Annotated in this window: 12 protein-coding genes; 8 read left to right on the forward strand and 4 right to left on the reverse strand. The window is 70.5% G+C overall.

The window, feature by feature from the left end; all coding sequences use genetic code 11:
• The first annotated feature begins 29 nt into the window (after positions 1-29).
• Entirely contained in the window at positions 30-437 is a 408-nt protein-coding gene (locus FHX33_RS14260) for a hypothetical protein (RefSeq protein WP_021754405.1), read from the forward strand.
• Between the two features lie 80 nt (positions 438-517).
• Here the strand turns inward: FHX33_RS14260 and FHX33_RS14265 are convergent, their stop codons facing one another.
• The gene (locus FHX33_RS14265) at positions 518-1,183 is read right to left on the reverse strand and encodes a TetR/AcrR family transcriptional regulator (protein ID WP_021754407.1); all 666 of its coding nucleotides are present in this window, start codon (positions 1,181-1,183) and stop codon (positions 518-520) included.
• A 96-nt stretch (positions 1,184-1,279) separates the two neighbouring features.
• On the opposite strand from FHX33_RS14265, the gene FHX33_RS14270 reads away from it, so the two are divergent.
• The gene (locus tag FHX33_RS14270) at positions 1,280-3,007 is read left to right on the forward strand and encodes an MDR family MFS transporter (protein WP_246397383.1); all 1,728 of its coding nucleotides are present in this window, start codon (positions 1,280-1,282) and stop codon (positions 3,005-3,007) included.
• A 23-nt stretch (positions 3,008-3,030) separates the two neighbouring features.
• The gene (locus FHX33_RS14275; RefSeq protein WP_246311529.1) at positions 3,031-3,525 is read left to right on the forward strand and encodes a MarR family winged helix-turn-helix transcriptional regulator; all 495 of its coding nucleotides are present in this window, start codon (positions 3,031-3,033) and stop codon (positions 3,523-3,525) included.
• Positions 3,526-3,558: 33 nt separating this feature from the next.
• On the opposite strand, the gene FHX33_RS14280 is transcribed toward FHX33_RS14275, so the two are convergent.
• Positions 3,559-4,695, reverse strand: coding sequence for an ABC transporter permease (locus FHX33_RS14280; RefSeq protein ID WP_183428648.1), 1,137 nt, complete (start codon positions 4,693-4,695; stop codon positions 3,559-3,561).
• Positions 4,696-4,748: 53 nt separating this feature from the next.
• Between FHX33_RS14280 and FHX33_RS14285 the strand changes: the two genes are divergently transcribed.
• Both FHX33_RS14285 and FHX33_RS14290 read left to right on the forward strand, forming a co-directional pair.
• On the forward strand, positions 4,749-5,516 hold the full coding sequence (locus FHX33_RS14285; protein ID WP_246397386.1) for a hypothetical protein: 768 nt from the start codon (positions 4,749-4,751) through the stop codon (positions 5,514-5,516).
• An 11-nt stretch (positions 5,517-5,527) separates the two neighbouring features.
• Positions 5,528-6,115: a DUF4865 family protein gene (locus FHX33_RS14290; RefSeq protein ID WP_021764322.1), complete on the forward strand. Its 588-nt coding sequence runs from the start codon at positions 5,528-5,530 to the stop codon at positions 6,113-6,115.
• Here the strand turns inward: FHX33_RS14290 and FHX33_RS14295 are convergent.
• On the reverse strand, positions 6,102-7,112 hold the full coding sequence (locus FHX33_RS14295; protein WP_021764321.1) for a PHP domain-containing protein: 1,011 nt from the start codon (positions 7,110-7,112) through the stop codon (positions 6,102-6,104). The two genes, FHX33_RS14290 and FHX33_RS14295, sit on opposite strands and share 14 nt — an antisense overlap.
• A gap of 51 nt (positions 7,113-7,163) precedes the next feature.
• Between FHX33_RS14295 and FHX33_RS14300 the strand changes: the two genes are divergently transcribed.
• The 3 genes from FHX33_RS14300 to acs all read left to right on the forward strand — a co-directional run bounded on the left by FHX33_RS14300 (position 7,164) and on the right by acs (position 11,043).
• A complete protein-coding gene (locus FHX33_RS14300) occupies positions 7,164-7,721 on the forward strand; it encodes a dihydrofolate reductase family protein (protein ID WP_021764320.1) in 558 nt (185 codons plus the stop codon).
• Between the two features lie 58 nt (positions 7,722-7,779).
• Positions 7,780-8,967, forward strand: a complete 1,188-nt coding sequence (locus FHX33_RS21980) for a Fic family protein (protein ID WP_021764319.1) — start codon at positions 7,780-7,782, stop codon at positions 8,965-8,967.
• 84 nt (positions 8,968-9,051) lie between these two features.
• Entirely contained in the window at positions 9,052-11,043 is a 1,992-nt protein-coding gene (gene acs, locus FHX33_RS14310; protein WP_021764318.1) for an acetate--CoA ligase, read from the forward strand.
• 324 nt (positions 11,044-11,367) lie between these two features.
• Here the strand turns inward: acs and glgX are convergent, their stop codons facing one another.
• Complete coding sequence (gene glgX / locus FHX33_RS14315) at positions 11,368-13,452, reverse strand: glycogen debranching protein GlgX (RefSeq protein ID WP_021764317.1); 2,085 nt, start codon at positions 13,450-13,452, stop codon at positions 11,368-11,370.
• Positions 13,453-13,530 lie beyond the last annotated feature (78 nt).

A 13,530-nucleotide genomic window follows, 5' to 3' on the forward strand; every position in this document is an offset into this window, starting at 1 on the left:
CGTTCGAGCGCGCGGCGTAGTCTGGGCGCATGACGCGCTACGCGATCGACGCCGCCGTCGCGCTGCGGCTGGTCGGATCGGCGGAGCCCGTCCCGGCGCTCGTCGCAGGAGCCTCCCTCGTGGGGCCGGCCGTGCTGCGCTCCGACGCACTGCGCTTCCTGTACGCGGACGTCCGCGCGGGAGACCTTGATGAGCGGGAAGGCCGCCGTCGCCTCGAGCGGCTCGCCGGGCTCCGCATCCGGCTCCTCGGCGACAGGGTGTCGCGAGCGACCGCCTGGCGGCTCGCCGTCGAGCTCGGCTGGGACGATCCCGGGCCGGCCGAGTACCTTGCCGTCGCAACGCTGCAGGCGGACGTGCTGGTCACGCTGGACCCGCTGCTCGAGCGAGCGGCGGCCGGCCGCATCCCGACCGCACCGATCGACGTACTCCTGAACTGAACGGGCTGGAACGATCGGTCAAGACGCGCCGCGCAGGCACGAACCTGCGCGGCGTGTTGTGACGACCAGATGGCCAGCGGCTACAGAACCGTCCCCATCGACCGCGCGATGGCGACCGTGCGCGCGGCGACCTCGTCCGCTGTGCCGGTCGCGCCCGCGTCCGCCCACTCGCGGACCGCGATGCGCACGGCTCCGATGCACACGACGACGAGCATCTCGGCGCGGGACTCGCGGTCGACGTCCGGGTCGGCGATCGCCGCACCCGCCTCCTCCGCGCGCTCGATCAGTTCGGCGACGGCCGTGATGAGCCCGTCGCGCAGATCGCCCAGGCGCCGGAGGCGACGGTGCACGACGCCGGAGTCGCGGGCGGCGAGCAGCATCCGCGCCTCGTGCAGCGACGGATCGCTGGTCTCGGCGGGGAGGCCGCGGAAGAGGGTGTGCACCACCGCCGCGACGAGGTCGCCGTCGTAGGCCTCGCCGAGCTGGGTGGAGACGAGCTCTCGATCGCCCCAGGCGCGGCGGATGCCGTAGAGGGCGTCCTCCTTGCTGTCGAAGTAGTTGAAGAAGGTGCGGTGCGACACGGGGACGCGGGCGCAGATGTCGTCGACGGTGACGTCGTCGGGGCCGTGGTCGAGGGCGAGTTCGACGGCGGCGCGCTCCAGGTCGGAGCGCGTCTGCGCCTTCTTGCGCTCGCGGAGGCCGGGGGCCGGCGACGCTGCCGGAGGGATGTGCGGAAAATCATGCATAAGAGGAAATTTTGCGCGAGTGCAGTTTGTTAGTTGACTTCGGTCACCTAATTATATATGGTTGCTCACTGTCAACCAATTGTGCGAAGGAATCACATGTCAGGAACTCTTACCAAGGAGGACGCAGCGCCCGCTTCGGCGATGTCGCACCGCCAGGTGCTCGAATCCCTCTCCGGGCTGCTGCTCGGGATGTTCGTCTCGATCCTCGCGGGCACGGTCGTGTCGACCTCGATGCCGCGGATCATCTCGGAACTCGGCGGCGATCAGACCGCCTACACCTGGGTCGTCACGAGCACGCTGCTCGCGACCACGGTCTCCACCCCGATCTGGGGCAAGCTCGCCGACCTCTTCAACCGCAAGCTGCTCATCCAGCTCGCCCTCGTGCTCTTCGTGCTCGGCTCGGCGCTCGCCGGCTTCTCGCAGGACACCAACATGCTCATCGGCTTCCGCGTGGTCCAGGGCCTCGGCGCCGGTGGCCTCACCGCCCTCAGCCAGATCATCATGGCCGACATCATCAGCCCGCGTGAGCGCGGCCGCTACATGGGCCTCTTCGGCGGCATCATGGCGGTCGGCACGGTCGGCGGACCGCTGATCGGCGGACTGCTCACCGACTCCATCGGCTGGCGCTGGAACTTCTTCGTGGGCGTGCCGGTCGCGATCGTCGCGATCATCCTGCTGCAGTTCACGCTTCGCCTCCCGAAGCGCGCGATCCGCAAGGTCCGCATCGACTACCTCGGCGCGATCTTCCTCGCCGGCGGCATCTCGCTGATCCTGATCTGGGTCTCGATGGCCGGCACCAACTTCGACTGGTGGAGCCCGGAGACCATCTGGATGGTCGGCGGATCGATCGCACTGCTCGCCGCCACGGTCGTCACCGAGCTGGTGGTCAAGGAGCCGATCATCCCGCTCGCGATGTTCAAGAACCGCACCTTCACCCTCGCGGTCATCGCCTCCATCTCGGTGGGCGTCGCGATGTTCGGCACGTCGGTATTCCTCGGTCAGTACATGCAGGTCGCCCGTGGCGCGACGCCGACCCAGTCGGGCCTGCTGACGCTGCCGATGATCCTCGGCCTGCTGCTCTCGTCGACGATCGTCGGCAACCTGATCAGCCGCTTCGGCAAGTGGAAGAGCTTCATGGTCGTGGGCTCCATCCTGCTGACCATCGGTCTGTACCTGATGAGCACGATCAAGTACGACACGAACTACGTGCTCGTCTCGCTCTACATGCTCATCCTCGGCGCGGGCGTCGGCATGGTGATGCAGAACCTCGTGCTCATCGTGCAGAACACCGTGCGTCCGGAGCAGCTGGGAGCGGCGAGCTCCAACGTGGCGTTCTTCCGCAGCCTCGGCGGCACCATCGGCGTCTCGGTCATGGGAAGCATCCTGGGCACGAAGGTCGCCGACGGGATGGCCGCACACGGCGCGGAGCTGCAGGGCATCCTCGCCAAGCTCGGGGCGAAGGGCGCCGAGATCGGGCAGTTGCTGAAGAGCGGAACGCTGCCGGAGGTGAACACCCTCCCGGCGAGCGTGCGCAGCATCGTCGAATCGGTCTACGGCCAGGGCGTCGCCGACGTCTTCCTGGTGGCGGTGCCGCTCGCGATCATCACCATCATCGCGATCGCGTTCCTCCCGAACAACACGCTCGGCACGAAGACCGCGGTCGAGCTGATGAAGGAGAAGGCCCCTGAGTCGGCCGTCGAGGCCGCCGAGGAGAACCTCCTGGAGGTCGCCGAGGCGATGATCGCGGCTCCGGTCACCGGCTCCGTCGGGGCGGTCCGCTCCGGGCCGGCGACGGGCGATCGTCCCGTTCAGGAAGACCGCTGATCGGACCGGTTATGATCGCGGCCATGGACAACACCGAGCGGGCGACGGCGCGAGACGCCGCCGCCCGTTCGGCCGCCCCCGACCCGGCGGTCGACCAGGCCATCGCGTCGGTCGAGGAGCAGTTCACCATCCTCTTCAACCAGGTGAGCTCGGGGATGCGGGAGCGCGCCGCGAAGGTGCATCCCGATCTCCAGCCGGTCGGCTACCGACTGCTCAGCACTCTGGTCCGCACGGGCCCGCTGCACGCCGGCGCCTTGGCCGGCCTGCTCTCGACCGACAAGAGCGTCGTGAGCCGACAGGTTCGAATCCTCGAAGATCTCGATCTGATCGAGCGCCGCGTCGATCCGTCCGACCGCCGCGCGAGCTTCCTCGTGGCGACGCCGCCCGCGATCGAGAAGGTCAACGAGGCGCGCGTGGCCGATCAGGCGCGGCTCTACCGCAGCCTGCGCAAGTGGGGCGCCGACGACGTCGGCCGCCTCGCCGACCTGCTCGCGCGGCTGAACTCGACCCAGCTCTGACGGGTCTCCGGGTCCGGTCCCGCTGGCCAGGGCCTAGGTGGCGGCCTCGGCGCCTGCGCTCGCGCCCGCCTGCCCGGGCCGCCGGGCGATGCTGCGCCAGGTGTGCAGGATGTCGCCGGGCGCGCCGGGACCGTAGCGGAACAGCCGCACGGCGGTGAACAGCCCGACCGAGGCGACCAGCCACACGGCCAGCACGATGTACGGCTCGAGATGCAGATTGTCCGGGAAGTACGTCAGGTCGCGCACCGCCCGGACCGTCGCCCCGGTCGGCAGCCAGCGGCCCATGAACTGGTAGAACGGCGGCAGCAGCTCGGGCGCGACCGCCCCGCCCGACGACGGGTTGCTGATCAGCACGAACACGATCCAGGTCGGCAGCATCGCCCACCGCGCGCCGATCAAGACCCTCCAGAAGCTGTACGTCGCTCCCGCGATCAGCATCGTGAGCGCGAGCACTCCCCAGACGGCGAAGAAGGGGATCGGCAGCACGCCGAGCAGCGGGCCGACCGTGAACGCGATCGCGAAGCCGCCGAGCACGGAGCGCACCACATCCCAGAACAGCTCGCCGCCGAGGGTCAGCTTGGCCGCGTTCACCCGGGTCTGGATGGCTCCGACGAATCCGATGACGACCGCGGCGAGGGCGACGTAGAACAGCACGAGGCCGTTCGGATCCTTCGGACCGAGCGGATGTGCGTCGATGACCGTCACCGGCTGCCCGATCGACTGCTCCAGGCGCGGGGCGTCCGCCTCCAGCAGGCGGGCGACCGAGGCTCCGGAGGCGCTCGAGACGTAGAGCCGCACCGAGCCGTTCAACTGCTCGACCAGTGCGCCGTAGACCACCTGCTCCCGGATCGCCGCCTCGGCGTCCGTCTCGGTGGCGTACGGCCGGACGACGAAGGTGGTCCCGGTCCGGGCCTGCAGCTCGGTCGCCAGCTCGTCCGGGGTGTGCGTCGTCGAGACCAGGCCGATCGGCACATCGTGCGGCTGCGGGTCGCCCATCGCCCAGGCGTAGGTGCCGGCGAAGAGCCCCGCGATGACAGTGACGATCAGCGTGACGACGAGGGCGGGCAGATGCGGGCCGTCGCGGAACCGGCGGGAGGGGGTGTCGGCGGGGACCTCCGCCGCCGTCGATGCGGTGCCCGTGGGCTCCGCTGCATTCTCGTTCGAGGTCATCGGTCCCTCCTCCCGGTTCCATTCCAGCACGCCTTTGGTACTCTCGGTCGGGTATGCAGCCCGCATCCGTCACCCCCGGCGCCCGCGGCCGCCGTTCGGCAGGCCGTCGCAGCGCAGCGCCCGCCCCGGCTCCCACGCCGGTGCGGAGCCTGGTGACCCGGATGCCGCTCCACCACCGCCTGGGCGTCACGCTCGCCCTCGTCGCCCTGGTCGCCGGCTTCTCGATCGTGCCCACCGACGCGGCGCTGGCCGCCACAGTACTCGCCGCCCCGGTCTCCACCCTCGCGCCGGGCCAGACCCCCGTGGACGGCACGCCGACGGAGCCCGACCAGCACCTCGCCGTCGACGCGACCATCGCCGCCCCCGTCATCGACCGCGACACGATCGGCGCGACCGACGGCCTCCAGACCCTCGCCAAGGTCGGCACCAACGAGGCGTGGGCCAAGCTCGTCCTGATGTTCGGCGGCTGGCCGCAGACCGAGGCCAACGTCACCGTCATGCTGCGCTGGATGCGGCAGGAGAACGGGCCGCCGGACTGGTGGAACCGTAACAATCCTCTCAACAACGGCTATGGCTCCGGAGGCGGAGCCGGCCTCGGCAGCTACACCGACCTCGTGAGCGCCGCCGAGTACTGCGCGAAGAACCTCCAGCGCGGATACCCCGGCATCGTCGCGGGCCTGCAGGCCGGCACGAGCGCAGACGCCACCGCCGCCGCGATCTGGGCGTCGCCGTGGGCGACGAGCCACTACGCCAACGGCGCGCACTGGAGCACCCGGCCCGTGGAGATCGTCCAGGCGCCCGCATCGGCCTGGGGCCAGTAGGTCGCAGCCCGATGATCGCCGCCCAGTACGAGATCCCGCTCCCGCGCGACTACGACATGGACATCATCCGCCGCCGCGTCGCGGAGCGCGGCAGCGCGCTGGACGATCGTGTCGGCCTGGGCCTCAAGGCCTATCTGATCCGGGATGTCGCCGACGGTGCGTCTCGCAACGCCTACGCGCCCTTCTACCTGTGGCGGGATCCGGCCGCCCTGGCCGCGTTCCACTGGGGCGGGCAGGGGTTCTCCGGGATCGTCACCGACTTCGGCAGGCCTCCCGTGCGCACGTGGATCGGCGGTAGCTTCAACCGGGGCGCCGACTTCGGCGCCCCTCCCGCTTTCGCCCTCCGCCGTCTCCGCGCCCTCCCCGCCGACAGCGATCCGGTCGACGCGGCCGCGGGGCTCGCCGCAGGGGACGCCGGTCCGGCTCCGGCGGGTGTGCATTCGCGAGCGTGGGGCGTCGATCCGACCGTGTGGCAGTCGGTGGAGTTCACGCTGCTGTCCCGACGCCCGGAGGGGGAGCCCGGGCCGGACGCCACCCTCTACCGCGTGCTGCACCTGTCGGCCCCGGAGATCGAGCACCTCGGCGCTAGCTCTTCCTGAGCCAGTCGCGCAGCCGCTCCAGCGGCCAGGTGGTGACGATCCGGTCGGCGGGCACGCCGTTCGCCGCCGCGCGGGCGGCGCCGTAGGAGAGGAAGTCGAGCTGCCCGGGTGCGTGCGCGTCCGTGTCGATCGAGAAGAGGCAGCCGGCGTCGAGAGCGAGCCGGATGAGGTCGTCGGGCGGGTCCTGCCGTTCCGGACGCGAGTTGATCTCGACCGCCACGTGGTTCTCCGCGCACGCCGCGAACACGGCCTCCGCGTCGAACTCCGACGGTGGCCGGGTGCCGCGGGACCCCTGCACGAGACGGCCGGTGCAGTGGCCGAGCACGTTGGTCTGCGGGGAGCGGATGCCGCCGAGCATCCGGGCGGTCATCGTGCGGCGGTCGGCGCGCAGCTTGGAGTGCACGCTCGCGACGACCACGTCGAGCCGGTCGAGCAGGTCCGGCGTCTGGTCGAGCGTGCCGTCCTCCAGGATGTCGACCTCGATGCCGGTGAGGAGGGTCACCGAGCCGGTGTCGAGGGCGGCGATGGCCTCCAGCTGCTCGGTCAGGCGCTCGGCGCTGAGGCCGTTCGCGACGGTCAGGTTGGGGGAGTGGTCGGTGATGGCCTGGTACTCGCGGCCGAGCAGCGCCGCGGCGGCCGCCATCGCCTCGATCGGCGTCGTGCCGTCCGACCACTCGGTGTGCGCGTGGAGGTCGCCGCGCAGTTGCGCGCGCAGCTCGGCGCCCGCGGCATCCAGCGGTTCGGTGTTCTTCGCGCGCAGGTCGGCGAGATAGTCGGGCACGTCGCCGGCGACGGCCTGCGAGATCACCTGGAAGGTGCGGTCGCCGATGCCCTTGGTGCGCTTGAGCCGGCCGTCGGCGACGCGGTCGGCGAGCTCGCCCGGGTCGAGAGGGGCGATGATCGCGGCGGCCGTCCGGAACGCCTTCACCTTGAAGCTGGGGGCCAGGTCGCGCTCCAGCCAGAAGGCGATCTCGGTCAGGGCGTCGACGGCATCCATGCGCCCATGCTCCCACCGAGGGGTGTCGGTCGTCACCGGTACCGTCGCCGCATGGGAAAGATCGTCTTCGACACCGCCACGTCCATCAACGGCTGGATCGCCGACGAGCAGAACTCGCTGGCCTGGCTCTTCGCGGTCCCGGGAGGGGACGAGCCCGCCGAGGGTCTTCTGCCGGACGACGCCGCCGTCATGGTCGAGGGATCGACCACGTACGAGTGGGTGCTCGCCGAGTCCGACATCCTCGCGCATCCCGAGCGGTGGCACGAGTTCCACGGCGACCGGCCGACATTCGTGTTCACGCATCGAGACCTGCCGGTGCCGGAAGGCGCCGACATCCGGTTCGTCTCGGGCTCCGTCGCCGACGCGCTGCCGACGATCCGGGAGGCTGCGGGCGACGGCGACATCTGGGTGGTCGGCGGCGGGGAGCTGGCCGGCCAGTTCCTCGACGCGGGTGCCCTCGACGAGCTCGCGATCTCGGTCGCGCCCGTCGCGCTCACCGGCGGCGCCCCGCTCTTCCCGCGCCGCATCGAGTCCGACCGGCTGACGCTCGAGTCGGCGGAGGCGATCGGGCAGTTCGCGCGGCTGCGGTATCGAGTGCGGAGCTCATAAGGCTTCCTCGCGCTTTTATGAGCTAAGCTCCTAGCTCATAAAGATAAGCGAGGATGTTATGGGATCGGGGCGTTGGCCTGCGCTGGATTCGGAGCCCCAGCTCTGGGTGCCGAGCGCCGTTATCGGCGACAGTATGCGATCGCGTGCGCGCCGTACCTCCTATGCGTCGTCCGTCCCACCCCTGATCGCCGCTCTCACTCCAGACCCGGGCGAAGAAGCGTCGGGGGCCGCCGATCAGGCGGCCCGCGAGCTGAGCCGTTTCGACGCGGAACTCGGTGTCCGGGTGAACTCGTTCGCGCCCGTCCTCCTTCGATCGGAGGCGGCGTCCTCGTCGCAGATCGAGAACCTCACGGCGTCCGCTCGCGCGATCTTCAGCGCAGAGCTGGGAGCGAAGAGCGGTCGCAATGCCGAGCAGGTCGCAGCGAACACACGTTCCCTGCAAGCCGCGATCGGCCTCTCGGAGGACATCAGCGCGGAAGCGATCGCGCAGATGCATCACGTGCTCATGGCTGAGCAGCCGCGGCACACTCCCGGAGAATGGCGGGAGGAGGCGGTGTGGATCGGCACCCGTTCCGACAGTCCTGTGGGTGCCGAATTCGTCGCTCCGCACCATGATCGCGTGCCGCAGCTGATCGACGACCTGGTGCTCTTCGCCAATCGGGAGGAGGTGCCGCCGCTCGTCTCCATCGCGATCGCCCATGCACAGTTCGAGACCATCCATCCCTTCACAGACGGCAACGGGCGCACGGGACGAGCACTCGCCCAATCGATGCTTCGCCATCGGGAGATCACGCGGAGCGTCGCGGTCCCCGTCTCCGCTGGTCTGCTCGCCGACGTGGAGGGATACCACGCTGCGTTGACGGCGTATCGCGCGGGCGATGTCGACCCGATCATCCTGGCGTTCGCCGATGCCTCCCTGCGCGCGGTCGGAAACGCGCGGCAACTGGTCGCGGAAATCGATGCCGTCCGTGCCGACTGGGATTCGCGGCTCACAGCACGTCGGGACAGCAACGCCTGGAAGCTGCTCGATGTGCTCGTGCGTCGGCCGGTGCTCGACTCGGCGACAGCGGCCTCCGAGCTCGGCGTCAAGCAGCCGAACGTCTATCCACCCCTGCGGGCGCTCGTCGACGCTGGCATTCTCAAATCGAAGGCGGAGCATCAGCTGGGTCCGTTCTGGCGGACGGACGAGGTGCTCGCGGCCATCGACCGATTCGCCAAGCGCGCCGGTCGCCGGGAGGCGCGCTGAGGCAGAGTCGCTGGGACGCTCGCCGATTACGCAGCGTTGCGCGCATCCCGGCGGCCCACGCAGCCGCTCGGCTAGCGTCGGAGCGTGAGTGCGCCCATCGAGAACCTCGGCCGTGAGAGCCGGCTCTACGAGCCGTCCCCCGAGTTCGCCGGGCAGGCGAACGTCGATGCGAGCGTCTTCGTCGACGCGGCCGACCCGGTGGCGTTCTGGGAGCGGCAGGCCGCCCGGCTCGACTGGGCCGAGCCCTGGCACACCGCGCACACCTGGGAGCCCGCGACCCGGGATGCGGACGGCGCTCTGAGCATCCCGCGCGCCGAGTGGTTCGCCGGCGGGCGCCTCAACGCCGCGGTGAACTGCGTCGACCGGCACGTCGACGCCGGCAACGGCGACCGCGTCGCGCTGCACTTCGAGGGTGAACCGGGCGACACCGAGACGATCACGTACGCCGAGCTCCAGCGACGCGTCGCGCAGGCGGCGAACGCGCTCACCGCGCTCGGGGTCGGGAAGGGCGACCGCGTCGTCGTCTACCTGCCCGTCATCCCCGAGACCGTCGTCATCACGCTCGCGATCGCCCGCGTGGGCGCCATCCACTCGCTCGTCTTCGGCGGCTTCTCGGCGGAGGCGCTGCGCTTCCGCGTGGAGGACACCGGCGCGAAACTGCTGGTCACCTCCGACGGACAGTTCCGCCGCGGGACGGCCGTGCCGGTGAAGGAGAACGCGGACGCCGCCGTCGCGGGCGACAACGCGATCGAGCACGTGCTCGTGGTGCGCCGCACCGGCGACCTCACCCCGGACATCCCGTGGACCGAGGGGCGCGACGTGTGGTGGCACGACGTGGTCGGCACCGCCTCCGACGTGCACGAGCCCGAGTTCTTCGACGCCGAGACCCCGCTCTTCATCATCTACACCTCCGGCACGACGGGGCGGCCGAAGGGCGTCGTCCACACGACCGGCGGCTACCTGACACAGGCGTCGTGGAGCCACTGGGCGCTCTTCGACGCGAAGGAGTCGGACGTCTACTGGTGCACGGCCGACCTCGCCTGGGTCACCGCACACACCTACGTGCTCTACGGGCCGCTCTCCAACGGCACCACCTCCGTCATCTACGAGGGCACGCCGAACACGCCGACGACCGGCCGCCACTTCGAGATCATCGAACGCTACGGCGTGACGACCTACTACACGGCCCCGACGCTCATCCGGACCTTCATGACCTGGTTCCCGGAGGGGCTCGGCGACCGCTGGGACCTCAGCAGCATCCGGCTGCTCGGCACCGTGGGCGAGGCGATCAACCCGGAGGCGTGGGTGTGGTTCCGCGACCAGATCGGCGCCGGCCGCGCGCCGGTCGTCGACACCTGGTGGCAGTCGGAGTCCGGCGCCGCCATCGTCGCGCCGCTGCCGGGCGTCACCGCGCTCAAGCCGGGGTCGGCGACGGTCGCGGTTCCGGGAGTGACGGTGCGTGTCGTGGATGAGCGCGGGGACGATGTGCCGCGCGGTTCGGGTGGGTCTATCGTGATCGACGGCACCTGGCCGTCGATGTCGCGCACCGTGTGGGGCGACCCCGAGCGGTACCGCGACTCGTACTGGGCGCCGTACGCCGACCGCGGCTACTTCCTCGCCGGCGACGGCGCGGCGGTGGATGCGGACGGCTACATCTGGCTGCTCGGCCGCCTCGACGACGTCATCAACGTCTCGGGCCACCGCCTCTCGACGATCGAGATCGAATCGGCGCTCGTCGCCCATCCCGCCGTCTCCGAGGCCGCCGTCGTGGGCCTCGGCGACGAGACGACGGGCCAGGCGGTCGCGGCGTTCGTCGTGCCGTCGGGAGGCGCGCCCACCGAGGCGGAGCTGCGCGACCAGGTGACGCGCGAGATCGGCGCGATCGCCAAGCCGCGTCACATCGTGCTCGTCGACGACCTCCCGAAGACCCGCTCGGGCAAGATCATGCGCCGCCTGCTGGTCGACATCTTCGACGGCCGCCCGCTCGGCGACACCACGTCGCTGCAGGACGAGACCGTCCCCGCCCGGATCGTGGAGGCCGTGCGTGCCACTGCCGCCCCGGTCCCGACCGCCTAGCCCGCCTAGCCCGCCTAGCCCGCCTAGCCCGCCTCCGTCGCCGCAACTCCGGCGAATTCCGGTCCCGCACCCCCGAATCGCCGTCCGAACGGCGAACTGAGCGGCGCGCCGTGACGTAACTCCGGAGTTCCGGCGGCGACGTTCCCCTGCCCGGCCGTCGGACGGCGGCGCACCGGAACTCCGGTGCCAGCCGCCGACACGCCGCTCAGTTCGCCGTAACTCCGGTTACCCGGGTGTGGGGGCGCCGTATCTCCGGAGTTCCGGAGTTCCGACGTTCCGGAGGCGTGGCCGCGGGAGTACCGCAGGCGCGTGCACCGCGCACGCCTACTCGTCCCGGTGGTCGTCCCCGTCCACGCCCTGGTTCTCATCCGAGCGGCGCGAGCGCAGCAGGGCGAAGGAGGTCTCGCCGAGGATGACGTTCGGTGCGTCGGCGGCCACGGTGAGTTCGGGATCGCTCGACAGCGCGAGCTCCCACGGCTGCCCGTCGGACGCGGGCAGCGTGAAGTCCACCCCGTTGCCCGCGGCGTTGAAGAGCAGGAGGAAGGCATCGGCGTCCTCGTGGCGCAGCACGAACCCGATCGAGCGCGCCTCCGGGTCGCCCCAGTCATCGTCGCCGAACGGCTCGCCGTCGGTGCGGACGATCTGCACGGTGTCGGGGCCGCCGACCTCGGGCGCGTGCCGGTACCACTCGGGGCGCAGCGCCGGCTCCGTGCGCCGCAGCCGGATGAGTTCTGTGGTGAAGCGGTGGAGGTCCCAGTCCGCGTTCTCCCAGTCGAACCAGGAGATCTCGTTGTCCTGGCAGTAGGCGTTGTTGTTGCCCTGCTGCGTGCGGCCGATCTCGTCGCCGCCGAGGATCATCGGCACACCGGCGGAGAGCAGCACCGTCGCGAGGAAGTTCTTGCGCTGCCGGATGCGGAGGGCGTTGATCGCCTCGTCGTCGGTCGGACCTTCGGCGCCGTAGTTGCGGGAGCGGTTGTCGGACTCCCCGTCGCGGTTGTCCTCCCCGTTGGCCTCGTTGTGCTTCTCCTCGTAGCTGGTGAGGTCGGCGAGGGTGAAGCCGTCGTGGGCGGTCACGAAGTTGACGCTCGAGAGCGGGGCGCGGCGGGAGTCCTCGTAGATGTCCGGGCTGCCCAGCACGCGCTGCGACAGGGTCGACAGCACCCCGGGCGTTCCGCGCCAGAAGTCGCGCACGTCATCCCGGAACTTGCCGTTCCACTCGGACCAGTCGGCCGGGAAACCGCCCAGCTGGTAGCCGGCGACATCCCACGGCTCGGCGATGAGCTTGACCTCGGCGAGCGTCGGGTCCTGCTGGATGAGGGTGAGGAAGGCGCTGTGGAGGCTGGCGTCGCCGCCCTGGCGGGTGAGCGTCGTCGCGAGGTCGAAGCGGAACCCGTCGATGTGCATGTCCTCGACCCAGTAGCGCAGCGAGTCCATGATCAGCTGCAGCGCGGCCGGGTGGCTCACGTTGACGCTGTTGCCCGTGCCGGTGGTGTCGAAGTAGTGTGCGGCGTCGCCCTCCACCAGCCGGTAGTACGAGGGGTTGTCGATGCCCTTGTAGCTGTACGTCGGGCCGAGGTCGTTGCCCTCCGCGGTGTGGTTGTAGACCACGTCGAGGATGACCTCGATACCCGCGGCGTGCAGCGCCTTGACCATGCCCTTGAACTCGTCGACCTGGTGGCCGGTGTCGCCGGTGGCCGCGTACTCGTTGTGCGGCGCGAAGAAGCCGATCGAGTTGTAGCCCCAGTAGTTGCGCAGACCCTTCTCGAGCAGGTGCGCATCCTGGACGAACTGGTGGATGGGCAGCAGCTCGACCGCGGTGACCCCGAGGTTCTTGAGGTACTCGACAGCGGCGGGGTGCGCGAGTCCGGCGTAGCTGCCGCGGAACTCCTCCGGCACCCACTCCATCAGCTTCGTGAATCCCTTCACGTGCAGCTCGTAGATGATGGTCTCGCTCAGCGGGGTGTGAGGCCGCTCGTGGTCGCCCCAGTCGAACTCCTGGCGGTCGACGGCGACGCCGAGCGCCACGTGCCGGGCGCCGTTCGTGTCGCTGCGGCGGCGCGGGCGGCCGAGCTGGTGCCCGAAGACGGCCTGGGTGTTGTCCCACGACCCGGTGACGGCGCGGGAGCGGGGAGGCAGCAGCACCTTCGCGGGCGAGAAGCGGAGGCCGTTGGCCGGGTCCCACGGGCCGTGGACGCGCAGGCCGTGGCGCGTGCCCGCGGTCAGCCCGGGGACGAAGCCGTGGAAGACGTGGCCGGTGCGCTCGGTGAGCACGGTCTGCTTCTCGCGTCCGCGGTGATCGAAGATCGAGACGACCACCTTGTCGGCGCGCTCACTGTAGACGGCGACGTTCGCGCCGCCCTCGACGAGCGTGACCCCGAGCGGGTACGGCCGGGACCGCTCCGCGGTCACCTGACGGCCCCGCGTGCGCGGGCTGCAGCTGGTGCAGTGCGGGGGTGGGATGGGCTGGGCTCGCTCACGGCGCCTCCG

Origin of the sequence: Leifsonia aquatica, assembly GCF_014190775.1 — a bacterium.
GTDB classification, from domain to species: domain Bacteria; phylum Actinomycetota; class Actinomycetes; order Actinomycetales; family Microbacteriaceae; genus Leifsonia; species Leifsonia aquatica.